Annotated in this window: 20 protein-coding genes; 4 read left to right on the top strand and 16 right to left on the bottom strand. The window is 41.1% G+C overall.

The features are described from left to right. Positions 1-131: 131 nt before the first annotated feature. The 3 genes from QI031_RS25195 to ebsA form a co-directional block, all read right to left on the bottom strand. Entirely contained in the window at positions 132-635 is a 504-nt protein-coding gene (locus tag QI031_RS25195) for a DNA recombination-mediator protein A (protein WP_281482332.1), read from the bottom strand. Between the two features lie 182 nt (positions 636-817). Then, on the bottom strand, positions 818-1,912 hold the full coding sequence (locus QI031_RS25190; RefSeq protein WP_281482331.1) for a phosphotransacetylase family protein: 1,095 nt from the start codon (positions 1,910-1,912) through the stop codon (positions 818-820). A gap of 316 nt (positions 1,913-2,228) precedes the next feature. Further along, complete coding sequence (ebsA, locus tag QI031_RS25185) at positions 2,229-2,603, bottom strand: type IV pilus biogenesis protein EbsA (RefSeq protein ID WP_281482330.1); 375 nt, start codon at positions 2,601-2,603, stop codon at positions 2,229-2,231. A gap of 693 nt (positions 2,604-3,296) precedes the next feature. On the opposite strand from ebsA, the gene QI031_RS25180 reads away from it, so the two are divergent. Then, on the top strand, positions 3,297-4,703 hold the full coding sequence (locus QI031_RS25180) for a glycosyltransferase family 2 protein (protein ID WP_281482329.1): 1,407 nt from the start codon (positions 3,297-3,299) through the stop codon (positions 4,701-4,703). Between the two features lie 59 nt (positions 4,704-4,762). Here QI031_RS25180 and QI031_RS25175 read toward each other — a convergent pair whose 3' ends face one another. The 9 genes from QI031_RS25175 to QI031_RS25135 all read right to left on the bottom strand — a co-directional run bounded on the left by QI031_RS25175 (position 4,763) and on the right by QI031_RS25135 (position 14,645). Next, complete coding sequence (locus QI031_RS25175) at positions 4,763-5,278, bottom strand: GNAT family N-acetyltransferase (RefSeq protein ID WP_281482328.1); 516 nt, start codon at positions 5,276-5,278, stop codon at positions 4,763-4,765. Between the two features lie 359 nt (positions 5,279-5,637). Further along, on the bottom strand, positions 5,638-6,267 hold the full coding sequence (locus QI031_RS25170) for a precorrin-8X methylmutase (protein WP_281482327.1): 630 nt from the start codon (positions 6,265-6,267) through the stop codon (positions 5,638-5,640). 100 nt (positions 6,268-6,367) lie between these two features. Next, on the bottom strand, positions 6,368-7,174 hold the full coding sequence (locus QI031_RS25165; protein ID WP_281482326.1) for a TPM domain-containing protein: 807 nt from the start codon (positions 7,172-7,174) through the stop codon (positions 6,368-6,370). Positions 7,175-7,761: 587 nt separating this feature from the next. After that, positions 7,762-8,340 carry a DUF948 domain-containing protein gene (locus tag QI031_RS25160; RefSeq protein WP_281482325.1) on the bottom strand — a complete coding sequence of 193 codons (579 nt, stop codon included), beginning with the start codon at positions 8,338-8,340 and terminating at the stop codon, positions 7,762-7,764. Positions 8,341-8,351: 11 nt separating this feature from the next. Continuing rightward, a complete protein-coding gene (locus tag QI031_RS25155) occupies positions 8,352-8,702 on the bottom strand; it encodes a YtxH domain-containing protein (RefSeq protein ID WP_281482324.1) in 351 nt (116 codons plus the stop codon). Between the two features lie 208 nt (positions 8,703-8,910). Further along, positions 8,911-9,246 carry a hypothetical protein gene (locus QI031_RS25150; protein WP_281482323.1) on the bottom strand — a complete coding sequence of 112 codons (336 nt, stop codon included), beginning with the start codon at positions 9,244-9,246 and terminating at the stop codon, positions 8,911-8,913. Between the two features lie 134 nt (positions 9,247-9,380). Further along, complete coding sequence (locus tag QI031_RS25145) at positions 9,381-9,869, bottom strand: DUF427 domain-containing protein (protein ID WP_281482322.1); 489 nt, start codon at positions 9,867-9,869, stop codon at positions 9,381-9,383. Positions 9,870-9,960: 91 nt separating this feature from the next. Beyond that, on the bottom strand, positions 9,961-11,538 hold the full coding sequence (locus QI031_RS25140; protein ID WP_281482321.1) for a beta-barrel domain-containing protein: 1,578 nt from the start codon (positions 11,536-11,538) through the stop codon (positions 9,961-9,963). Between the two features lie 86 nt (positions 11,539-11,624). Next, complete coding sequence (locus QI031_RS25135; RefSeq protein WP_281482320.1) at positions 11,625-14,645, bottom strand: peptidase domain-containing ABC transporter; 3,021 nt, start codon at positions 14,643-14,645, stop codon at positions 11,625-11,627. A 1,129-nt stretch (positions 14,646-15,774) separates the two neighbouring features. Here QI031_RS25135 and QI031_RS25130 point away from each other — a divergent pair. Further along, positions 15,775-16,224: an orange carotenoid protein N-terminal domain-containing protein gene (locus QI031_RS25130; protein ID WP_281482319.1), complete on the top strand. Its 450-nt coding sequence runs from the start codon at positions 15,775-15,777 to the stop codon at positions 16,222-16,224. Between the two features lie 133 nt (positions 16,225-16,357). Further along, positions 16,358-17,671 (top strand): NF041680 family putative transposase, encoded by a 1,314-nt coding sequence (locus QI031_RS25125; protein WP_281481499.1) that lies wholly within the window; start codon positions 16,358-16,360, stop codon positions 17,669-17,671. Positions 17,672-18,159: 488 nt separating this feature from the next. Here the strand turns inward: QI031_RS25125 and QI031_RS25120 are convergent, their stop codons facing one another. Further along, on the bottom strand, positions 18,160-18,966 hold the full coding sequence (locus QI031_RS25120; RefSeq protein ID WP_281482318.1) for an alpha/beta fold hydrolase: 807 nt from the start codon (positions 18,964-18,966) through the stop codon (positions 18,160-18,162). A 125-nt stretch (positions 18,967-19,091) separates the two neighbouring features. Between QI031_RS25120 and QI031_RS25115 the strand changes: the two genes are divergently transcribed. Continuing rightward, positions 19,092-19,724, top strand: a complete 633-nt coding sequence (locus QI031_RS25115) for a Coq4 family protein (protein WP_281482317.1) — start codon at positions 19,092-19,094, stop codon at positions 19,722-19,724. Between the two features lie 162 nt (positions 19,725-19,886). On the opposite strand, the gene QI031_RS25110 is transcribed toward QI031_RS25115, so the two are convergent. From QI031_RS25110 to QI031_RS25100, 3 genes are all read right to left on the bottom strand, one after another. Then, the gene (locus QI031_RS25110; protein ID WP_281482316.1) at positions 19,887-21,068 is read right to left on the bottom strand and encodes a M20 family metallopeptidase; all 1,182 of its coding nucleotides are present in this window, start codon (positions 21,066-21,068) and stop codon (positions 19,887-19,889) included. Between the two features lie 224 nt (positions 21,069-21,292). After that, positions 21,293-21,856, bottom strand: coding sequence for a pentapeptide repeat-containing protein (locus tag QI031_RS25105; protein WP_281482315.1), 564 nt, complete (start codon positions 21,854-21,856; stop codon positions 21,293-21,295). Between the two features lie 262 nt (positions 21,857-22,118). Next, a complete protein-coding gene (locus tag QI031_RS25100) occupies positions 22,119-23,879 on the bottom strand; it encodes a serine/threonine protein kinase (protein WP_281482314.1) in 1,761 nt (586 codons plus the stop codon). Between the last annotated feature and the right edge of the window lie 35 nt (positions 23,880-23,914).

The following is a 23,914-nucleotide window of genomic DNA, read 5'->3' as shown; positions in this document are numbered from 1 at the left end:
ATCAATACAATAGTAGTAGTTTTTAGTTGGTCATCGTCAATCAGTAATAGGTAATTTGGCAAACCCAACTACCCATTACTAATTTGCATTTCCCTATATCAATCATTACCTGGGCGAGGACTATACTCACTTTAGTCAAAATAGAAAAGCGTCAGCACTTTTCTTTGTTCTTCAGCATCTTGGCAAGTTTGTAGCAGAGTACGACTGTCATGAAACGCAAAGCAAATTAGTTGCTGACAACGGGAGACAATCTCCTTATTACACAAATAACTAGCTTCGGCGAGGGACAGACTATCGTTACCGGAATTTTCTACCAGATGCATTACTTGCTCTAATTGCTGGCGTGATTCGTTGGGTTGACGTTCTAAACTTTGGGGTAGAATTACCGTCAACAAGTTAGGATCAGCCCGCATTGCTCCCTTGATGGCAGCAGAATTGGTTCCTGTAGCACCGGAGGTGATGACCCGATTACCTGATAGAACCAGGGCATAAGTCATCATTTCAATCAGATTTTGATGCGTAATTGGTACATGACGCGAACCCAGCAAGGCGATTCGTTTAGAACCTGTTTGCTGGATTGTCGCCAGTTCCTGCGCTAATGTATCGAGGTTGATAAGGTCTGTTGACTGGCTCAAAGATGGACGTAATCAGATTAAACAACCCAGCTATTTTACCAAACAGAGTGTAAGTGCGAAGCCAACCTAAGTTAGATCTTGTGACATTTTTCGATTGTTTTAGTCAGTAGTTTGGGATGGCTTCAACACAAAGCAGAGCAGATCAACAAGAGGCTTGTACTTCCATCATGCTCTCAAACTTGCTAGGATAAAGCGTTTACTGGAGTTAAGCCTAGTTTAGATAGCAAGCGGTCAATATCAAAATGCTCTGTCATTAATTGGCGAATGCATTCAACTTTAATCGGCTCATGAACGCGTACTTGACCAAAAGTGCGGTCAACAATCTCTACAGTTGTGAGAGTATCCAAGTCAACCGACAATATGGGTATTTCTAGTTCTTCAGCGCGACTGAGGATGAACGGGGGAGGTGGTAGCTGTCCAGTGAGGATGAGGCATTGGGTAGAAGTTTCTAAAGCAGCTTGCTGAATTTCTACGCGATCGCCTCCTGTCACCACTGCCATATTCCGGCGTTTGCGGAAATATTTTACAGCCGCATTGACATTCATTGCCCCAATGGCCAAACTTTCTACCATCAAATCTAAGCGATCGCTCCGACAGAGAACTTCGGCGTTTAATTGGTTTACCAATTCGCCAACACTGACACTGCGAAGCAAGTCACTTTTGGGCAGCGTTGCCAATACAGCAATACCTTGTTGTTCCAAATATGGGCGTAAAACACTATCAACAACTTCTATTTGTTCGGCAGGAATATCGTTAATTACAACTCCTACCAAGCGATCGTCCACGCGCTGTTTTGCAGATAATAGTGCCTCAACTGAAAGCAACGAATTGTAACGAGCTACCAACAACACAGCAGCATCTAGCACTTCAGCTATTTGCAGCAAAGACAAATCAAATAGATTTCCTTCCGCTAAATCACCAGATCCTTCTAGCAATACTAAATCTCCTCGTGGAATTTGCAAATATTGCTCTACTAATGATTGACGATAATCAACTTTATCTTCACCGCGTAAGCGTTTCTGCACACTAATATCATTCAAAGCCAGCAAAGTAGGGGCAACACGGTTTGCCGACAGGTTGAGACTAACAGTAACGAACTGGACATCTTCTTCAACCACGGAACCGCCAGATGCACTAAAACAAGTGCCTAGTGGTTTGCCGTAGCCAATATCTAGTCCTTTTTGCTGTAGTTGGTGATATAAACCCAGAACAGTTGCAGATTTACCACTGTATGTCTCGGTTGAGCCAATCAGCAAATATTTAGCAGATTTTGGCACACATGCACTCCTAATTTCAAAAGGAAGTAAAACCCAGCTAGGTGTTTCCTAATTCTAGTTTGTTCTAGCAGAAGCCTTGCGCTCTCAGAAAGTGGGTTTTTCCGATGATGTACTTTTTTAAGGTAATATTTTTATTTTGAATCTTAAGTATTTTTTCGGTATCTCAAATATTGCTTTTGATATTTTTATGTGGAATGATATGTCTTGAAAAGTCTATTAAACAGGAATGTAAGGCTATAGGGGAAGAATTTACGCCTCAATTCTTGTATCCCTAAATCCTTACACCTTGTATATCCTACATCTTTAGTCAACTCGTTTATTCGTCTATACGTAGTAGTTTGCGATAAAAAGCCTGTGAAAAATCGGCTGCACGATAGCGCTTATAGTTTTCCATAAGTTCAATTAAAAAACTCATAAATTCAAAACTTGCCATCATTATTTCGTAACTGAGGTCAGCATTACCGTCAAACTGCATCCGGCAACGAGTTAAGTCTGAAGGTAAGGTTGCAACATTCCAAGAGGCGACAAAAGGAATATTGTTACTTGCTTCTATTTTGCGGTGTCCCTCTAAAACGCCTTTTTGATAGAGACTAATAGCTAAAGGTAAGAAATTGCGCTTTGTACCTTGAATGTAAGGTAGGTAAACGCTTGCTTGTTGTTGAGTAGCAGGTTGTAGTTGCTCAATAGACATCGTTGAATATTCCTCAAGTTACTTGAAAACTGGGGATATTAGTTGACATCAATATTGTTCCCAAAAAACATACGTTCCACACAGCACAAAAGTAAGAGAATAATCAGTAGTACTCTGTCACAGCAACTTTGCTGGGTTAATGTGAAAAAGTCCAGTTCTTTTCTCCCCCTACTTCCCCTGCTTCCCCTACTTCCCCTGCCTCCACCTGTCATTTTTGGGTTGACAGAGTAGTAGCCGTAATTAGGGTAATTAGTATCAGCCAAAAGTAAGAGTAAAAATATAAATAAATGTAAAGAATTTATAAGTTGTACTGTTGGCTACTGTTACTTGTAACTTTGGCTTTCACAGCCAATTCCAGCCAAAAAAATGATCGCGTTAGTAGAAGTTACTGCTAAGAAATATTAAAATGTCGGTTACAATAGGGCTGCATTGGCTTTTTATCGAAGCTGGGTCAATAACATCAAAAATTGCTGCTATTAGGCTGTAAATGGTGTTATTGTAATTTATCCCAATGACTAGCTGCCCTTACCTTGTGATAACTTTGTCCAACCTCAAAAAGGATTTAACGATCTTGATCGTAGGTTTACAAGGAGTGGGTGCTGGAAAGTTTATCAAGGTTTCACAATTTTAGTGTTACCTAGTTCTCAGCTTGTTTAGGGTGTATAACAATACTGGTTTTAAAATCAAGTACCTATGCCAGCCAACTCCTGGCCCGAAAACGATTATTACGACGAGCTTGACCCACTTAACTCTTTATTATCCGACCTATCGGTAGACGAAGAGTCAGTGGTAGAGACGCAGGATATGTCTCTACCATCCCGGTTTCAAGGACGTAGACGCAAAGCTGCTCTAGTATTAACCATAGTTTGGAGTGGCACGATCGCTCTGCATTTAGTTTCTTGGGGTTCTATGTTTGTACTGGGATTTACTACAATCTTAGGACTTCACGCCTTGGTGGTCGTGTTTGCTAGACCCCGTTGCTATGCCAAAGAAATGCAAGGGAATTTGCCCTCTGTATCTATTGTGGTAGCAGCAAAAAATGAAGAATCAGTTATTGGCAAATTAGTCAAAAATCTTTGTAGCCTAGAATATCCTAATGGTCAGTACGAAGTCTGGATAATTGATGATCACAGCACCGATAAAACACCACAGTTATTAGCAGAACTGGCACAAGAATACAAACAACTGAAGGTTCTAAGGCGTTCTGCACAAGCTACAGGCGGCAAATCGGGAGCGTTGAATCAGGTTTTGCCACTGACTAAAGGCGAATTTGTGGCAGTGTTTGACGCTGATGCTCAGGTAGCACCAGACTTGCTGCTACAGGTAATACCTTTATTTCAGCACGAAAAGGTGGGGGCAGTACAAGTACGAAAAGCGATCGCCAACGCCAAAGAAAATTTTTGGACTAAAGGTCAGATGTCTGAAATGGCTTTGGATACTTGGTTCCAGCAACAACGTACTGCCATTGGTGGAATTGGTGAACTGCGGGGTAATGGTCAATTTGTGCGGCGGACGGCTTTAGAAAGTTGTGGTGGATGGAATGAAGAAACCATCACCGATGATTTGGATATGACTTTGCGCCTGCATCTAAATAACTGGGATATTGAGTGTACGTCCTATCCAGCGGTGCAAGAAGAAGGCGTGACAAATGTGATCGCCCTTTGGCATCAGCGCAACCGTTGGGCAGAAGGCGGCTATCAGCGTTATTTAGATTATTGGCATCTTATTCTCAAAAACCGCATGGGTACGCGTAAGACTTGGGATTTGCTGATATTTATGGTGACTATGTATATCTTACCGACAGCAGCCATCCCAGATTTATTAATGGCGATCGCCCGGCATCGTTTACCAATTCTTAGCCCAGTCACGAGTTTATCAGTCACTATGTCCGTAGTGGGTATGTTTGCCGGACTGAAGCGGATACGTCAAGATCAGAAATTCAATATTTCTACAACTTTTCTGTTACTGCTTCAGACAATACGCGGCACTTTATATATGTTGCACTGGTTAGTAGTGATGAGCAGTACTACTGCCCGCGTCTCCGTCAGGCCAAAGCGCTTAAAGTGGGTAAAAACGGTGCATTCAGGAAGTGGAGAGTAACAACTGGGCGTAATTAAAAATGCAAAATTCAAATTTATTGTTTTGAACTTTGCATTTTTTTATCTGTTTGGGCTTTTTGAGCCATTAGTCACCTCTGCTAATTTCTTCTCCCAGAATAATGCCTTGCCCATCTGGGGATTTAGCTCATAGCCACTGAATCCAAACGCCTTGTATGCTGACTGGGCAACATAGTTTCCTTCCAATACCTCTAGCGTAAGTTTGCAGCATTCCAAACCGAGCGCAATCTCTTCTGCTTTCTGTAGTAGCAGTTTGGATAAGCCTCTCTTGCGGTGAGATAAAGTAACAATGACATCATGGATGTTTAATAGTGGCTTGCACGCAAACGTAGAGAATCCTTCTAAGCAGACAACAAGCCCTGCGGGTTCGGCATCAACAAATGCGAGAATTACGTGAGCCGTTTTTCTTTTTGCAAGCTCTGCTGAGAGATTTGCTTTAACATAGTCAGACAGACCTTTTCCACCACCCATCGGATCAAGCGCATACTCATCCATTAATTGAATCATAGCGTCCGCATGAGCAGGTATACTAAGATCTGCTTCAATAATTTCAATCATCAATATAATTTTGACTCTTCAAATGTTGGCATAACTTTCTTGTTCAGCGGCTGCCGAAAACCGAGTTTTGGATAGTTTATTTGTACAAAGGAAGTTTAGCTGAAGTTAGATAACCGCTTTATTATGACCAAAGACAATATACTTGAAAAAATTCATCCTATAGCAGATCGCCGCATAACCTAGTGGTCTGTCAACCCAAAAATGACAGGTGGAGGCAGGCAGGGGAAGCAGGGGAAGCAGGGGGAGAAAAGAACTGGACTTTTTCACATTAACTCTGCAAAGTTGCTGTGACAGAGTACTAGATTTTATTCATCATCTGTTTACTCATTTGTTTCGGTTATATAGCTGGAAGAAAGTTCCTAATTCCCTCCATTCCTTTCTTGCCCATAGGCTTGCCAAGCCAAGTCTACCAGTCCATCAACGATCGCAGCTGCCACAACTGCATTACCTTTGCGACTGTCAATAATAATGTGAGGAACTAAAGAGTCTTGCAAGCGACTTTTTGCAGTATCTACATTCACAAACCCTACTGGAGTCGCAACGATTAAAGCAGGTTGAATTTCTTCGGCTTCAATTAAATCAACTAATGCTATCAATGCTGTTTGGGCTTGACCCACTATAAAAATACCTTCTGGATAACGCTTGGCTAGAGTTTCAATTCCCCAAGCTGCACGAGTTTTTTCTTTCTGAGGGCGTGTTAGGGCTTCCATGCTGCAATAGACTGGATTGGCAAAAGTATTTTGAATATCGTAAGCGATACCTACTTGTACCATTGGGATATCTACGACAATAGTTGTACGCGCCGCTAATGCTGCTGCACCTGCTTGTAAGGCACGCTCAGAAAAGTGAATTAAAGACTTATACTCAAAATCAGCTGTAGCATATATCACCCGCCGGACAATTTCGTACTCTGCGGGTGAAAAGACATGATCGCCGATTTCACTATCAATGATTGCTAAACTTTGAGCATCAGTTACGTGCCATTCCATTGCTATTGCGCTCTGAGATACCAGCTTTCAGCTTATCAGCTTCAGAAAGTGAGGAGTCAGTAGTTAAATAAGTTTTTAATCAACTCCTCACTCTTAACTTTTAACTGGCATCAGAAGAAGGGCGACTAAACCCAGGAGACAAGTAAGCAACCAGAACACCAATGAGAAAACCGGAAATATTACGAACTAAAGGCACCCAATCGCTGGTGCGTGTTACTACTGGCCCAATACCAAAAGCAATAAACAAAATTCCCCACAAAGGCGAAAAAATTAAAGCCCATTGCCAAGCGAAAACTTGTCCTTGAGTGCGGGGTTGAGCTGCAAATCCACAAATAAACCCACCAATGACTGAAGTAATCAAGGTGAGAATCCATTGCTCTTTTGGTAGTCCGGGAACAACATTACAACCACCTTTAAGTAAACAGCCTTTAACTGAATCTAAGGCTTGCAAGATGGCTTGGTCTTCGCCTTGTTCTCGAACAAAATATAAATTACCAAAGCGGGTTTGTAGTTCTATCCAGAAAGTTCGGGGTAAAAATTCATAAACAGCATCACCAACGCTAAAGCTGAGGATGTTACCACCACGAGAATCAGCTACCAGCAGAATACTTTTGTCATCTAAACCCCAATAATTGATCACTGCTCGACCTGGGGTGCGATCGTACTGGGTTAAGACTCGCAGTTTCCAGCCAGTATCAGCTTCAAATTGCTCTAAATCTTGGACAAGCCTCTCTTCTTGTAGATCAGGAAGAGATCTAGCTAAATCTACAACTGGAGTAAAAGTATCGGGTAATAAGTCAGGATTTTCATAAGCCAATGCTGGGGAAGAATGCATCGCCCAAATTGACCCAGCCAATAAAAATGCTGCAATGGATACTAGAAATCGTCGCCAAAAACAAAACTGCATGGACGTTTGTATATAAATATCTAACGTTAAAAGTGAACAAGTTGTTTTAAAAGAGTACGGGAAAAGTGATACTTCTTTACACTTGTTTACTTTACTCTAATCTTAGGGATCTAAGCAAAGCCTCTGTCTTGCTTTTTTAATTTTTGGGATCAGATGGATTGTCGCACTACTGTTGACTGTTAACGATCAGCGAAGAGGACAAAAGACAAGGAGTAGGCTTCGCCGTGAGCATCAGCCGAACGGTGGCAGAAGAAAGAACCCTAAGTAGGTTGGTGTAAATAATTATTATTGTAATAAGGAGGCAGGGGGCAGGGGGAGAAAGCGTTTGAGGCTTATTTACTTTTCTTTACATAGTTTGGTTTGATTGCATCGACTTATACCAATTTCAAAAAAGAATGCGACAGATACGTAGGTTGGGTTGACGTAAGGAAACCCAACATCTTCATCCATGTTGGGTTGCGCTGCGCTTAACTGTTGTAATAAGGAGGCAGGGGGCAGGGAGCAGGGGGAGAAATTGGTATAAGATAGCTGTCTCTCTTGAAACAAGTAATATTTAATACAACAAAGTACTTAATCACTTTCAAAATTTAATCTTGGTTGTACCAATCATCGGAGACTGTCGGTTTAGAGAGAAAATTCTCATTATCATCTTCTGTGCTAGGAGATTGATTATAAGCAGTATTAATACGGTATGCTTCTGCTTTTGTCCGGCGTTCTTCCTGTCTGAGTGCTTCACGTTCTCGCAACGTCAATGATGGTATTTCATTAATGGGTAGACGTTCAACAGATCGCCGTGCAGGTTTTTGGCGCGTAAAAGTTTTCCAAGCAGTTTTTACACCAACAAAAATGCTGCGTGTACTTGCTTGAACATTTTGAGCTTGTTTTCTCGCACCATCTAAGCTTTGATCAACTTGTTTAGCAACTTGACTGGCGCTTCTGACACCTTCACTGACATCGTCGGTTAACTCAGTAATTTCCAAGCCAGTTGTGCGGATGGCGTTAAGTGTTGGCGGTAAATCTCGTGCAAGGGTATCAAAGAACTTTTCTGCACTACGAGCAGCGCGTGCCAACTCCTGTAAAGCTGGTATGGCCGCTACCAAAACAGCAGTCAGACTAATAGCGACTAAAAGTAGAGATAGTCCCAGCCAAAACAGGGGATCAATCACGGTTATGCCATTTATGAGTGTTCTAGTTGTTGAGGAAGAGGATCTGAGTCTTCTTGAGCTTTTTGACGTTTCAAGACTTGACTTTCACGTTGGCTAGCATCTACGCCAGCGGCGATCGCTTCTCGTAGTCTATCTAAAGTTTCATCCCAGTTTCGCAGTGCGCTGACAGAAAAACGGTCTGCCTGAATTTGTACACTCGTTGATAAATCTTCTGCCAATTCTGGTAAGGCATCGGCAGATTTTTTTAAAAGTTTACGTGTTTCGCGCCCTGTGCGTGGAGCAACTAGCAAACCAGTCAAAGTACCGATAGTAGCTCCGAGCATCAAACCACCAAAAAATACTCCAGAACGGTTATTAGACATGTTATTATTTATCTCCTTACAATCATTTTAGGTGGGTTTCCTCCTCTTGCAAGACCCCAATGATTTTATCTAATTAATGTATCTTGACAATATACTTGCTAGAAATGTTGCTGTGATTCATGCTAAGTGGGTCAGTTGTCAGTGTTTTTGATATGGGCTACTAACTACTGACCACTAACAAAACTCTACCCACAAAACAATAGAGTTTTTATTTAGCGATCGCTCTTTTTCTTAGTGTAGTCCCTGTCCTGCGAAGCGATCGCCCCCAGACTCGCCGTCCCAAAAACAGCAAGCCAACAATTTGCCGCACTTGTTGGATTTTTACTTGTAGCCCTTGGTTTCCTTGGCGCAAGTTATGAATATTTCGCTGTCCAATATAAATATTTTCTGGTGTTTTATACAGTGCCGCATAAGTATTACGTTCATAGATTGTTAGTTTATCGGCTATTCGTCCTATGATTTGCTTAAGTTTCCATACTCGCCAAGCGACATAAAATAGTATTAACGAGATGAGGGTGTTAATGACGACAACTATCATTACCATTGCTGAGCTTCACCAAGGTCAACCGCTTTGCAAAAGTCAAAAGTTAAAAATTAAAAGTCAGGTTTAAACAATTGTTCTGTGTAATTCCGACTTGGTTCTGATTTCATCATAGCGGCAGCTCTGTAGATTAAACTTCACCATCCCCAAGTACCAGGGTCACCTTTGAAAGGCCCAACAACATCACTGGTAATCCAACCGCCATAAAAGTTACCCGGTTGCGGTTGTACCCTTTCTTCATTGACATAACAAGCATCCATGAGATGAGCATAAAACGCTACATAATCTTTAATAGATGAAAAGTTTGGTGTGGGGTTGGGGTAAAACCAAGCAGCATTTTTGACTTCTTTATCACCAACACGAATGTTGTAATAACCTGCGTTTCCTTTCCACTCACAAAAACTAGATTGTGGTGTCAGCAGCAGGTACTCCATTTTGATATCAGTAGGAGGGATGTAATAACCGGGTGGATGACTAGTTTCTAAAACACGCTTAGCGCTGTGGGTATCTGCAATTGTTACTCCATTAAAAATAATCTGGATATGTTTGTCTGTATCCTCCAAGCGAGGAGGACGGGGATAATCCCAAACTGATTCTTGTCCAGGAGCAGGGTTAATACGTTGCATAGTAGGGCATGGGGCAAGGGTGCAGGGGAGCAGGGGGCAGGGGAGCAGGAAGAAAAAACACCACTGACCACTGACAACTTACAACTAACTTTTACCGCACTTCTTTCAAGCTTTCAACTTGGTTAGTAAACATCTCTGTAAACAAACTCATCACAGTCCGTTCTTCGCGGACTTTAATATTGGCACTAATCGACATACCTGACTGCAAAGAGATATTTCTACCTTTAATATCTATGGATTGTTTATCTAAACTAACTGTTGCCGGAAATCGATAAAATTTGTGTGTTTCATCTGGTGGTAATGCGTCTGATGCTATGCTAGTTAGTTCTCCTTTAATGTCACCAAATTCACTGAAAGGAAATGAATCAATTCTTACATCAACTTTCATACCTTTTTTGACAAAACCAATATCTCTGTTGGTGATAAACACTTCACCTACATACTTATCGTTAGGCACAATTTGCAGAAGTTTTTGGGTGGGATTCGCTACATAGCCAGGATTTTTAGCTTGTAAATCAAAAATTGTTCCTGATACAGGGGCGTGGAGTTCTTGATATTTATGATTAAGTTGAGCTTGAGAAATTTTACTATTGATATCTGCCAAATTTTGCTCATTATCTAACACGATTTTCATAAACTGGCTATCAATGTCAGCAATGCGCTTTTTGTTATCAGCAATTTTTTCCAAAATGGTTTTATAAGAAATAGCAACAGTATTGTTTAAATCCTGCCTGCCTTTCTCAATATCAAACTGGAGACGTTGCTGTTCTTCACCTAGTTGTGCTACTTCTGCAATTAAAGTTTGCACTTGTTGTTTCTGATTAAGATATTGAAGTTGAGAAATTCCGCCTTCTTCAGATAATATTTTCAGTTTATCTAAAATCTCTTTTTGGATGGCTAAACCTGCTTTGGTATCAGCCAACTTACTTACTGTTTGAGCAAGTTGTTTTTTAGTTTTTTCAACCTCTAACTGTGCCGCAGCAGCGCGAGATTGTAATTCTCTTCTAGAAATTTGCAGACGTTGTTGTTCATCAATTCCCAGCCCTACACTCGCAGTAGAGTTGTTTAATTCAGTACGTAACAATTCATTTTCTGCAACTAAGGCTGCCCGACTTTTTAATAAAAAGGCAGCGTCTCTGGGTAATTTACTGCGTAAGAATTGTGATTCTGATGCGATTGCACCACTTGCGCTCATTAATTGGCGATAAATTTGATTTTCTTGGGTTAATGCGGTGTGAATCTTTTTTAAAGAATCTAATTGAGCAAGAGTGGCAACGGTCTCAAATGTTAATAATAAATGTCCTTTTTTGACCTTTTGTCCATCTTTGACATAAACCTCTTTTACTACTCCATTAACAGGAGCCTGAACTTCTTTAACTGTACCTTCAGGCTTTAACTGACCAGTAGCAGGTACGACTTGCTCAATTTTAGCGAAATAAGCCCAAGCAATACCAACACATGCTAATCCTACCAGAGTGATCATAATTGTGCGTGACCAAACTGGAGATTGGCGCAGTACAACGGATTGCTCAAAATTACCTTCGTATGGACTAATTAAAGGTTTTTTGGCTAACTTTTTTTGATTTGTACTTACCAATGAATCTGCTTTAACTTTGTTGCCGTTGCCATTATGGCCATTCAAGCGATTTCCATTATTAAGTTGAGTCATCGTAATTTTATGTTTTAAATGGTAGATTTTGGCGGGAAAAGTCTTAATTATGGTCAATAATTTCAACTATTGACCATTGAGAACTATCACAAGTTAACTTCTTGTTGCTGATATAGGTAAAAATAATGACCTTTAGCAGTCATTAGTTCTTGATGGCTTCCTTGTTCTATGACTCTGCCACCATCCATGACGACAATAACATCTGCGTGGCTGACGGTGTTGAGACGGTGGGTAATAAAGAATACGGTATTACCTTGGAATGCTTTGGCGAGATTTAAACAAACTTGTCGTTCTGTAGGATAGTCTAAAGCACTTGTGGCTTCATCTAAGACTAATAATTCTGGTCGTTGTAAAATAGAACGAGCGATCGCAATTCTTTGTCGTTGTCCACCAGAAAGTCCAGAACCTCTTTCTCCAACTCGTGTGTTGTAACCATTGGGCAAGTTCATAATAAACTCATGAGCAGCTGCAACACGAGCAGCTTCGATAATTTCGTCTGTTGTGGCATCAGGATTAGTTAAAGCAATGTTTTCTTGAACTGTGCCATCAAATAACAATGGGTCTTGAGGAACTACACCAACTTGTCGCCGCAATGAGTAAAGTTCTACTTTAGAAATATCATAACCATCAATCAAAATTCTGCCAGATTCCACTTCGTATAGTCTCAGCAGTAATTTCATCATCGTACTTTTACCAGAACCACTTTGTCCGACAACGCCGACAAATTTCCCTGCTGGAAAATCTAAATTGACATTAGAAAGTTGCATAGGGCCACTGGGCGCAAACCGGAAAGAAACATTCTCATATTTCACTGCACCGACAATGGCGGGTAAAGGAATATTTTGACGGTCTATTTCTGCTTCTTGTGGTGTATCAACAATGTCGCTTAAACGTTCTAGAGATAGTGCAGTTTCTTGGAAGCTTTGCCAGAGTTGAGCTAAACGTAATATTGGGCCAGTAACGTAACCGGAAATAATTCTAAAAGCGATTAATTCTCCTAAGGTTAGTTCGCCTTGGAGTACCAAATAAGCACCTACCCATAAAACTAGCAAGCTACTAAGTTTATTGAGAAAGTTACTAGTAGAGTTAGCCAGGGTGGATGTGACAACGGTTTTAAAACCAGCAGCTACATATCGAGCATAACGCTCTTGCCAAGAAAAGCGCGATCGCAATTCGATATTTTGCGCTTTTACTGTTTGAATCCCTGACATCACCTCAACTAAATAAGATTGAGTTTCGGCGTTGCGTTCGGCTTTAGAACGTAACTGTCTACTCACAGTCGGAGAAGCAATTAAAGTAATAATTACAAATACAGGAATAGTACCCAAACCAACCAAAGTCAATTGCCAACTGTAGAACAGCATGACGATAATATACACCACCGAGAACAAAGCATCTAACCCTACTGTTAAAGCCGTCCCAGTGAGAAACTGACGGATATTTTCTAGTTCGTTGATGCGGGTAGCTAATTCACCTACAGGTCGGCGTTCAAAGTAGCGTAAGGGTAGGCGTAATAAATGGTCGATAATTTGTGACCCCAAACCCATATCAATACGGTTGGTAGTATCGACAAACAAATAAGTCCGTAACGTCGTCAGAACTGCTTCAAATATGCCTACAACTAATAACAATAGACCCAAAACATTCAGAGTACTAATGCTATTTTGAACGATAACTTTATCGATGATTAGCTGAATAACTAGGGGGTTAGCTAATTGCGCCAATTGTACAAAGAAAGAAGCAATAAAAACTTCTGTTAAAACTCGGCGGTAGCGCGACATATAAGGGAGAAACCACCGCAAACCGAAGCGTTCTTGGGGTGTTTCTTTGGTAGTCGCCAACAGCAATATTCTGATTTGAGGTGGAAAATTGCCTTCATCAACCTCTAAGTGTTCTACTAGTTGCGCGGGTTTGCAGCGCACAATTCCTTGGGATGGCACACCCATGACAACATTGTTGACATCTGCTGCGTATAAAACAGCAAAACTATCGCCATAGCGAATCAGTGCTGGTGTAGGGATGCGTGTGACTGCGGCTGATGGTATGTCTACTAATTGCGCCTTCAATCCAATTAATTCTGCCAGATATGCACAAGCTTGAAACGATATACTACCTTGGCGTTTAATTTGCTCATTTAAGATGCGGCGCACCACCTCCCGACGAAAGGGAATTTGCAGGTGTTTCGAGAGCATTTGGAAACAGGCAGAGGTTGTATTTAATTCTCCTTTTCCGCCAATAAATGGGTATTTCTGGTTTTTTTGTGACTCTGTTGAAGAATAAGATGCCGACTGAGGAACCTCTTGATCAGATGCATAAGGAATCTCTATGTCATCTTTAAGATTTGGTTTAGTCTCTTTGACAGTTAGTTGTACAGGCTGCGACTGATAACTATGATGATCAAGAAATGATAAATCCGCTGGAGATAAACTAATCAAACGAGCCGGATTAGTTCCCTTAACCTCAATTGCTTGTTTGCCGTCAGTAGGTTCTAAACGAGAACCTGGGGGAAAATCTGTGACTGTACCACCGCCACTCACAAACCAGATGCTTTCGCTATCTAGTTCATTGAAGGAGGTTTTCCCTGGAGGTAGGTAATGTACTTTTGCTTTTGGTAGAACTTGTTGTATGAGTTCTTTAAGATTGATTGTGGCGTTGGCTTGTTTTTCTAGTTGCGAACCCAGGATATCGAAAACTTCTACTAGATGAGTGTGGTTTTGCCGCGCCTTGGCAAAGGCTGGGTAGGTAGAGAGAAGACGGAAATATTCAGTAGCGCTCAAGGTTAAACATATCACTTCGGTAGAGGCGATCGCTGTCTCACAAGCCACTCCACGCAACAAATCTACTTCGCCAATCATTGCTCCTGGTTGTAGCAATTTGAGGGTAGTTGGTATTTGTGTTTGGGGGTCATATCCTAATAGACGTACTTGACCCTCATAAAGAATTATGACTTGATCGGGGATTTTTTCTTTGCCAACAATTTTTTGACCAATGCGATATCGCCAAGCTTGCAGTCGTTCTGATATAGTAGCGATCGCCTCAGATGGTAATTGGTCAAACCCCTCTAGGGTCGTGATAAATTCTTGAAATTCGCTCTTAATATAAGTCATTCTTAGTTCGGTCAATCAGTTTATCTATGGGTTGGGCGATCGTTGATGCTTGGTAGCAAAACTGGCATCATATTACTTTTCATTAGATTTGACACTCTTTATGGCCTGTCTTAAATCAAAGTGACGATACTGTAAAAAGATTGACGATAGTTTATCACTGGGTTAAGCTGTCACGATTTTAGGGATTTTGCACAGCGATTTATTTTTTGATATGTTGCACATTAGCCTTGTATAATCTGATTTTGTGCCAAAACTTGTTAAATTTCTGATTCAGTAGTACTGAAAAATAATATTGACAACCAAAATATCACAACTTTTCCTAAAGATAAACACTTAAGATAATATACTTAATATCACCTATTGAATGCTGTAACTTTTTCACATTTGGTTAATAAATACATCTTTAACAGTTAAGCTTAAAATGTAATGAATTTAGATATAGGCTGTAATCATAAGCTTGTAAAGAAGCTAACAGCGATCATTCTTAGTAAAACACTTAATAAATACTAAGGAATAAGCTAATAGTCATTCATTTTTCCCGAATACTTCGCTTGTAGTCAGGACTTTAGTCCTGCTTTTATGCAACTTAAATCCTCATTAGCTTAGTCAGTCCACAATAAAATATCTGTACAAAACAAATAAATAATTTTTTCTCAAAGTTATAGAGACGGACTTACGTATATTACTCATAACTGAATGCAAATGTTTTCAGTAAAAATACTGTTTTTCACTTTTAACATTGATTTTTAAGACAATACATTCGCCAAAGTGAAAAAAGCCTTGATTCGTAGGTTGGGTTAAGCATAGCGCAACCCAACGTTTTTGTTAGGTTTCGTGCCTCAATCCAATCTACACAAAAATGGCGAAGGTGTTGTTAAGAGACTAACTTTTTTTGCAACACAATTTACTTGATAATTTACGCATAAATACTGACCAAGAAACTGTCTTTAGTTAAAGTGTACAAAATCTAACAGGGTATAACAGCTTGAGTTATTTGCATCTGTCTGATGCAAGGATTTTTATTCCTACCTTAGTAGGTGTATCTATCTCGATGCATTCGTTAACTTGTGTAAAGTTACTGAAAACACATTTTCTCAGTAGCTCTAGAAAATTAGAACATAGGAATTTTATGACTTATACAATTGATGAAACTGCAAAACCAGCTTTAGAAACTTTTCAACGTTTTGACGTGGATACTCAACTGGCTTTACTTTGGTTCGGTTACTTAGATCTTAAGGACAAGCTAACGCCAGCACCTCCTCAAAGCGTAGAAGCTCCTGGTAAAGCAGTATTTGAGCGAATTGAAAACTTGTCTTCCCAAGAACAACTGCAAGCACAGCGTGACATTATTAACGGTGCAGCTACTGAAATCAGTCGTGGTTATAATGCTCTAAGTCCTAATGCCAAATTAGAGGTTTGGCTGCTGTTGGCACAGGGAATGGAAAAGGGAACTGTTATCCAAGTACCGTCTGATTATAAGTTACCTGCTGAAACCGATAAGTTTACAGCAATGATTCAAAAACTAGAATTTGAACAACGGATTAATTTCATGCTCAATGCAGTGCAAGCAATGGGTTAAGATTAGCCAATTCTTGTTTGCCCCACGATGGGACAAACTTCTGGAGTTTGGACTAAAAAGCTAGAGAAAAGCAGTCAGCAGTAACACTGACTGCCGTAAAGTCAATGAAAGTAATCAATAAATCATTGACGTGATGATCCTGACACAACTAGAAAAATTCCGCCAAGGTATCTACGATAGTTTGGGGAAGGCCAAAGATGCAGTATTTGAATTGATGGATGCAGTATTGACAAGTCCGAGTATCCCATCATTTGTAAGCTTGTCACAAAGCCCAGTATTTCGACGGCAATGGTCGAGCATTTATGCAGCACTACATGATAGTCGTCCACCGAAAATGTTGCTGATGAAGCTACTGGTACAGGAGGTAGAGACGGATGAACAGCCATTTCTAGCAGGAGATCATAGCTTTTGGGCAAGACCAGAAGCGAAGACACTAAAAGAAAGAACTTTTCATGGGGATAGAGGGGGGAGCATAGGCATCGGACAAAGTTACAGTACGTTAGCGTGGATACCAGAGGCGGATGGGAGTTGGGCATTACCGTTGAAACATGAACGGATAACCACCTTTGAAACGCCAACGAGTAAAGCCGCATTCCAACTAAAACTTGTCACCCGTGAGTTAGGCACTAGACCACTTGCAGCTTATGACCGAGGCTACGGCAACGCCAAATTTGTCCAAGCCACGGAGGAGATTAACGCAGACCTATTGTTGCGTTTAGCATCTAACCGATGTGTATGGGGTACACCCGGTACTTATAAAGGACGAGGCGCACCATGTAAACATGGTCACAAGTTTAAGCTCAATGACCCCCAAACTTGGCCAGAGGCAACTGAAACTCTGGAAGTTGAAGACCCGAAAGTTGGTCGAGTGAAAGTAATGCGTTGGAGTGGATTTCATTTCCTTCAGTCCCCAAACCGGGCAATGGAAATCATTCGCGTCGAGGTACTCCAACCAGTAGGACGTAATCGGAAGTTTCAACCTTTATGGCTAGCTTGGTTGGGTCAGACAATGCCTCCATTAGAGAATCTCTGGCAAAAATACCTATGCCGCTTTGCTTTAGAGCATTGGTATCGATTTGCCAAGCAGAGGTTATATTGGACACAGCCTCAATTGAGTTCTACTCGGGCCGCAGAGCGATGGAGTGACTTGATGCCCCTGCTAACTTGGCAACTCTGGTTCGCAAGAGTTGCCTGTATTGATTCCCCCTTGCCCTGGCAATCGACTCAGGATAAACTGTCTCCAGGACGTGTAGCACAAGCCTTTCCTCTAATTTTAGCCACTATTGGCACTCCTGCTCAACCCCCGAAAACTCAAGGGTTATCACCTGGGCGTGCCCAAGGGCATCAGCCACCTCAACGTCCCCGTTATCTCACTGTCAAAAAACACGCATCTAAAAAACCTAAAACCGAAGAATCACTTAAGAACGCTAATCTAACTGCTGCTTAGTTTCTGCTTCTTTTTTAACGATTCCACTTAACTCAGCCTCTAACAAAGCTGGGTAACTTTCTTTTGCCTTCTCTTCATTCCTGCTAAATGCAGATTAGTCCAAACTCAAGAAACTTGGAAACCTTGATTTTTTCGTCGTTCAAAACTAGTGAATTTTCTGCCCCTCTTTGCGTTCAAGCCAGCGTGTACACACATCTGTGTACAAAACCAAAATCGTTGTAGATCCTCCTAAATCCTCCTTAAAAAGGAGGACTTTGTGAGGTTTTTGCCCCCTTTTTTAAGAGAGGTTGGGGGGATCAAAAGTCTGTGAAACAACTATAAAAGACTTGTGTGTACACCGTAGCCGCGTCCAAGAGGGGTTAGGAAAAGGTGCATCGAACTCATGTTAACAGGATGTTATTTGCTATACGTTTGCTATACAATGAGTTTTAGATTATCTATAACCATCTAATGGAGAGTTGTAAGTAATTTTACGCTCTCCATTTTCTTTATCCATTTTTGGATACTTGAGATAATGCGTATAACATAGCTGAAGCCACAGTTTCAGGTGATTCGACCAAAAAACCATGACCTCCACGCTCAAGGACTACAAGTTTGGCGTTAGGAATACCTTGAGCAAGTTCCTGGGAAAACTTGACTGGAGTTAGGATATCTTGTTTGCCAACCAGAACTAAAGTAGGACAATTAATATACTTAAGGCGATCGCTTGTGTCAAAGCCAAGAATAGCTCGGCTATGATGATAGAGTGTATAATTTGTTGGCGCATAAGGATATTGGATTGCCCATTCAATTAGTTGGTCGACCATTCCAGGAATAGAGTAGAACTCATCCGTAAATATCCAGGGTAATATGATTTTTTCATACAGCTTTAGGTCTACATAATCAGGAAGGTCGCCCCAGGTTTGGATAATACTGTTGAATAGTTGATCACCCTTTGCCAAAGATGACAGTAGTATCAGACTTTGTACTTTTTCAGGATTTGCCAAGACTAGCTCTTGAGCAATATAACCACCCATTGAATGACCTGCTACATGCACTTTGTCGATACCAATGCGATCAAGTAAAAGTGCAATATCATTTGCCATTTGCTCAATAGTATAGGAAATATCAATAGCAGAACTTCGCCCCATCCCTCGGTTATCGACACGAATCACTTGATATTGGGATACGAGTGATGGCATGATTAGCGACCAATAAGAATGATCACAGAAGAAACCAGCAATTAATAGTAAAGGTTCACCTGTTCCTTTAATATCGTAGAACAAGTCAATTCCGTTAACCTGAACCCTCGGCATGATAAGTAATATACCTTGAGAGTAAACACCGAAAACCTGATTCTATCTGACACTGCTGCCATAAGTTGATATGGTAGCAGCAATTGAGTTTGTTAAAATTTTAGTCACAATATAGAAAATTGCTGATGATTAATAAATTTAAACAATTCAAAGCAATTTTGGCAGCAAAAAGTTCGGAAAATATAGGTGATTTTGCCATTCTTAAATCTGATTTTTTGGGTGCAAAAGTCTCTTCAGAAATCGCCTCTAAATTACAACAGGTGGTAGGCTATCATCCTGCAATTGATTTGGAAAAATTAAGCCAATATCCGCCAAGCACTTTTGGGCGAGAATATGCCGACCACATGCTGGCAAACCATCTAAAACCGCTGAATGTCAGTCCTGAACTGGAGGATGTTGCCCGACGTAATGTATTTGCTCTGCGATACACTATTACTCACGATATTTTTCATGTCTTGCTAGGCTTTGATACCAGTTATGCAGGTGAAATAGGTGTTCTGGCTTTTGCTGTTGAGCAAAACTACAGTAAATCACTTCAAATCAGCTTATGGTTGGCTAGATTACTTTATCCAATTTTGGCTCCCTGGCAAATCAAAGCGATTTTTATCAACCTGCAAAAAGGACGAGAATTAGGTAAAAAAGCCGACTTTTTATTAGGATACCGCTTTGAAGACCATTGGCAAGAACCAATTCATGAAGTTATGAAACGTCTGAATTTATCAGAGATTTCTACAATTCAACCAATTCTTCAAAGTTAATTGAAAGCTGGTTTTTCTTTCAAAATAAATTCCCGTTATATAGCAGTTCCCAATTACACGAGGTACATAATCCCTAGCCCCTAGTCCCTGATCTCACACAGATGTACCTCACTAGAACGAGAAACGCCATAGTGGGACACTTACGACAAAATCAGTCAATATTTATTCTTGCAACCAAAATTTATAAGCCGTATACGCCATTGTTACAACCCCAGTGATAATTGCAGATTCATCAACTTCAAATTCGGGATGATGTAATGGGTAGTTAATAATTCTATCTTTATAGCCTACACCCAAGCGAAACATCGAGCCTGGGGCATGTTCCAAATAAACAGAGAAATCTTCAGCGCCCAGAGAAGGTTCAGGTAAAACTTGGACGCGATCGCTACTCCAAGCTTCTTCGGCGGATGATTGTAATAATTGCGTGAGGGTGTAATCATTTTGCACGCTAGGCACGCCTTGGCGATAATTGACTTGATAACGCGCCCCGTAGGCATGACAGACATTAGCAACAATATTTTCAATCCAGTTTGGCAGTTGGGCGCGGGTTTCAGGATGGAGCGATCGCACAGTCCCTAACAACTGTACTTGATCGGCAATCACATTTGGCGCTCGACCACCACTAATCTTGCCTATGGTCAATACTACAGGACGTAAAGGATTCTGTGTCCGGCTAATTGCTTGCTGTAATGCAGTAATTACTTGTGAGGCAATCCAAATGGCATCAACCGCTTCATGAGGACGCGCTCCATGCCCTGATTCTCCAATAATAATAATCTCTAAATCATCAGCAGCTGCTGTTAATGCCCCGTAACGCACGCCAATAGAACCTGCTGGGATGGAAGGAAAAACATGAATCCCTAAGACCGCAGAGACTTTTTCCATTGCCCCATCTTTTACCATCCAGCTTGCTCCTTGGGCAATTTCTTCTGCTGCCTGAAATAAAAACCGTACTTTACCACCCAATTCCTCAGCCATTTGAGATAGCACCATTGCTGTTCCCAACCCGACAGTAGTGTGAATATCATGACCACAAGCGTGCATTACGCCTTCTGTACGAGAGGCATATTCTAAACCTGTACGTTCTTGAATGGGTAAAGCATCCATATCAGTACGAATTGCCAATAAGCGCTGATCTTTGCCAGTACCTTGCAGTTCTCCGATCACACCAGTTTTGCCAATTCCTTCTTGTACATGGAGACCACTAGAAGATAAAACACCAGCAACAAACGCAGCTGTTTGATACTCTTGACCGCTGAGTTCTGGATGAGAGTGAATATGGCGACGAATCTCAATTAATCGGGGCGCTAGTTTTGTGGCTAAGTCTTTAATACGGGTCAGCATTGCTCAATTTTAGTTTACAGCCTTTGTCTCCATGATAAAGAAGTGTTAAACAAAATACTTTTATTCCACAGCAGGAGAAGAGGCAGAGGGGCAGGGAGCAGTGTTTCGACTACGCTCAACAACCGGGGCAGAGGAGCAGAGGAGCAGAAGGGAATTAGAGAATTTTGCAAAGAACTGTCTCCTTTTCCCCCATGCCCAATGCCCCATGCCCAATGCCCATTTTTTTATTTAGTGTAGCAAGTTGTGCCTGGAACCTCTCCAGTTTTGAACTTATTACACTCTCGCAGAGTTACACGCTCTAACGACCAGTCATAAGGTTTATTGGAAGTGACTGTGCCGTTAGTTTGAGTTGTCAACCGAAAGTTAGCTCCCCGGAAATTAGTGAACTGCAATGTGGCATTTTTTAAGTTAGCTGCTTCTAAATTGGCACTGATAAAACCGGCAAAAGACAGGTCGGCATTTTCTAGGGAAGCTGATTTTAAATTTGTGCCTGTTAAGGAAGCACCAGTTAAATTAGCAAAATTGAGCAACGCACCTTCTAGAGTGGCACTCGTAAGATCTGCATTTGTCAGATTTGTTTGAGATAAGATTGCTCTATTTAAATTAGCCCCACGCAAATTTGCTCCACCCAGATTTAGTTGAGTAAGGTCAGCACCACTCAAATCGCACCTAGGACAGTCATTAGTCACCTTCAACTGCTCCACGTCCTGCGGATTAAATGCCAAAGCTTGCTCTGTAAACCCGAAACAAGCTAACAGGGCAACGGTAGCTACAATCTTGAATTTCATATTTTTTACGGATATTGTTATGGATGAGAAATTACATGTTATTTAAGTATAATACTTAACATAGATAACCCAGAGATGAAGTGGTGGTAAAGGAGCTATAAAAATACTATAAATTCTGGTGATTAGACTACTCAAAGCTCTATCTAGGCTTTAGAATCAAATTGTGAGCAACTATACCGAACCATTTATAGACTACCAAATATATGATCCCCCTAGCTGAATGAACAAAGCGGCTAGGGGGATCTTGTTTTTGGGTGTATGATTAACGCCAGCCTAAAAAGCGTAGTCCTGGCACAATTAGGTAATAACTCACTCCTAACCAAAAGCTGATTAAAACACCCACAAAACTGAAAAAAGCAATAGGCACGAGTAAGCCTGAAGAGAGGGACTGACTGGAAAATTGCCAGCCAGTGTTGGGAAATAAAATGGTTAAACTTGTCAAAATGCTGGCAGTACCAATTGCAGTTATTACAGCATAAACAATGTGGTGACTGCGAAAACCTAAACTGAGGGTGAATAAAAAAACAGCGACTAAAACAACTCCCACCACACCTCCACTGCTTTCGGCTGACATAATTAGCTGTAAAAATAACCAGCCGAATGCATAGCTAATTAAACCCATCAGTGAAGCTATCAAAAACCGCCGCCGTTGACCAAAACACCCCGATATCGTTAGTCCCAATGCTGTACCCAAACCTGCGGCGGCAAACATAATAATTTGTGTTCCTACAGCAGTTTGAGCATTTGGAAATAATTCAGGTATCTGATGAAAAATATATTCAGCAACGCGATCGCCTAAAATTGTGTTACGCCCTAAAATCCAGCCAGCGATCGCACCTGTACCAGCTCCCATACCAGTTAGTAGCATCGCCCAAATTGTCGCTAGACAGGCTTGTAATATTTTTATAACCGTTTTAGCGATCAAAAAAACTGTTGTGCCTACAGCTTGGCTAAAACTTGCTAAAACTTGATCAAAAGTTTGAGTTAGTAGTGTCAGTTGGCTAGAAGTTTGGGTTAAAACTTGCCGAACAGAATCCTGAATTTGAGCAAATAACCCTGGTTGTGATCCTCCTGTGGTAATTTTCGCCAAGCGTTTTAGAATTATAGCGGCATTTGCCGGACGCGACTTTACATCCTCTTGCACCATTTCATCTAATAAATCTGCCAGATCCCGATTTACATTTACCCTGGTACGCCAGCGTAATTTTCCACTTTGGGGATCTTCTAAATTTGGCGGATACTTACCTGTGAGTAATTCAATCATCGTCCGACCGAGGGCATAAAAATCAACCGCAGGCCCTACATTCCCCCCAACTACCTGTTCTGGTGGACTATAGCCAGAAGAAAATAACCGAGTTGAACTAGATTCTCGCCGTAGCATGGCTGTATTAAATTGTTTTGCCCCACCAAAATCAATTAATACTAGTTGTTCCCAACCAGTTCCCCCTTGATTTACAGTAGGTACATTAGGTGAAGGAGTCCGCAGCATCAAATTTGAAGGTTTAATGTCGCGGTGAATAATTTGACGTTTATGTAATTCCTGTAAAATCTTTACCGCCTGGGTGAACCAGCTTAATACCAACTCCTCTGGACATCCTTGAGGATAATTTTCTAGTATCTCCTGAAGAGTCTGTCCATTAATTTTTTCCATCACCAAGCAAGGTAATTGGCGTGGTTTGGGACTAATCAAATTTACTTGAAAATATCCATCAGCATCGACTTTAGGGACACCAGGATGCCGCAAATTAATTAAAACTGCTGCTTCTTGCGCGAATAATTCTAGTGCCTTTGGTGAATTGTCTACCAAAACTTTTAGCACTTTCTGTGTCTGAGTCTTTTGATCCCAAACTGTATAAATTTGGGCAAATCCTCCCGAACCCAAAGGCTGGATTGGGATATAGCGATCTAGCAACTGTAGCACCGCGCCACAGCTGTTGCAAAATTTGTTTCCCCAAGGTTGAGGATAAGGACGTTGACAATCAGGATTTATGCAGTGAACAGCACTCTGTGTGATGTGGGACACAACCGCGACAATACAAAGGCTGACTTGATTTTAGC

Origin of the sequence: Halotia branconii CENA392 (assembly GCF_029953635.1) — a bacterium.
Taxonomy (GTDB): domain Bacteria; phylum Cyanobacteriota; class Cyanobacteriia; order Cyanobacteriales; family Nostocaceae; genus Halotia; species Halotia branconii.
This window is presented reverse-complemented; position numbering and strand designations above follow the sequence as displayed.

What these genes read in the sequence shown, in the direction of transcription:
- ebsA (WP_281482330.1), bottom strand. Translation starts at nt 2,603, where the DNA reads ATGTCTATTGAGCAACTACAACCTGCTACTCAACAACAAGCAAGCGTT.
- QI031_RS25180 (WP_281482329.1), top strand. Translation starts at nt 3,297, where the DNA reads ATGCCAGCCAACTCCTGGCCCGAAAACGATTATTACGACGAGCTTGAC.
- QI031_RS25175 (WP_281482328.1), bottom strand. Translation starts at nt 5,278, where the DNA reads ATGATTGAAATTATTGAAGCAGATCTTAGTATACCTGCTCATGCGGAC.
- QI031_RS25170 (WP_281482327.1), bottom strand. Translation starts at nt 6,267, where the DNA reads ATGGAATGGCACGTAACTGATGCTCAAAGTTTAGCAATCATTGATAGT.
- QI031_RS25165 (WP_281482326.1), bottom strand. Translation starts at nt 7,174, where the DNA reads ATGCAGTTTTGTTTTTGGCGACGATTTCTAGTATCCATTGCAGCATTT.
- QI031_RS25155 (WP_281482324.1), bottom strand. Translation starts at nt 8,702, where the DNA reads ATGTCTAATAACCGTTCTGGAGTATTTTTTGGTGGTTTGATGCTCGGA.
- QI031_RS25150 (WP_281482323.1), bottom strand. Translation starts at nt 9,246, where the DNA reads ATGGTAATGATAGTTGTCGTCATTAACACCCTCATCTCGTTAATACTA.
- QI031_RS25145 (WP_281482322.1), bottom strand. Translation starts at nt 9,869, where the DNA reads ATGCAACGTATTAACCCTGCTCCTGGACAAGAATCAGTTTGGGATTAT.
- QI031_RS25140 (WP_281482321.1), bottom strand. Translation starts at nt 11,538, where the DNA reads ATGACTCAACTTAATAATGGAAATCGCTTGAATGGCCATAATGGCAAC.
- QI031_RS25135 (WP_281482320.1), bottom strand. Translation starts at nt 14,645, where the DNA reads ATGACTTATATTAAGAGCGAATTTCAAGAATTTATCACGACCCTAGAG.
- QI031_RS25130 (WP_281482319.1), top strand. Translation starts at nt 15,775, where the DNA reads ATGACTTATACAATTGATGAAACTGCAAAACCAGCTTTAGAAACTTTT.
- QI031_RS25125 (WP_281481499.1), top strand. Translation starts at nt 16,358, where the DNA reads ATGATCCTGACACAACTAGAAAAATTCCGCCAAGGTATCTACGATAGT.
- QI031_RS25120 (WP_281482318.1), bottom strand. Translation starts at nt 18,966, where the DNA reads ATGCCGAGGGTTCAGGTTAACGGAATTGACTTGTTCTACGATATTAAA.
- QI031_RS25115 (WP_281482317.1), top strand. Translation starts at nt 19,092, where the DNA reads ATGATTAATAAATTTAAACAATTCAAAGCAATTTTGGCAGCAAAAAGT.
- QI031_RS25110 (WP_281482316.1), bottom strand. Translation starts at nt 21,068, where the DNA reads ATGCTGACCCGTATTAAAGACTTAGCCACAAAACTAGCGCCCCGATTA.
- QI031_RS25105 (WP_281482315.1), bottom strand. Translation starts at nt 21,856, where the DNA reads ATGAAATTCAAGATTGTAGCTACCGTTGCCCTGTTAGCTTGTTTCGGG.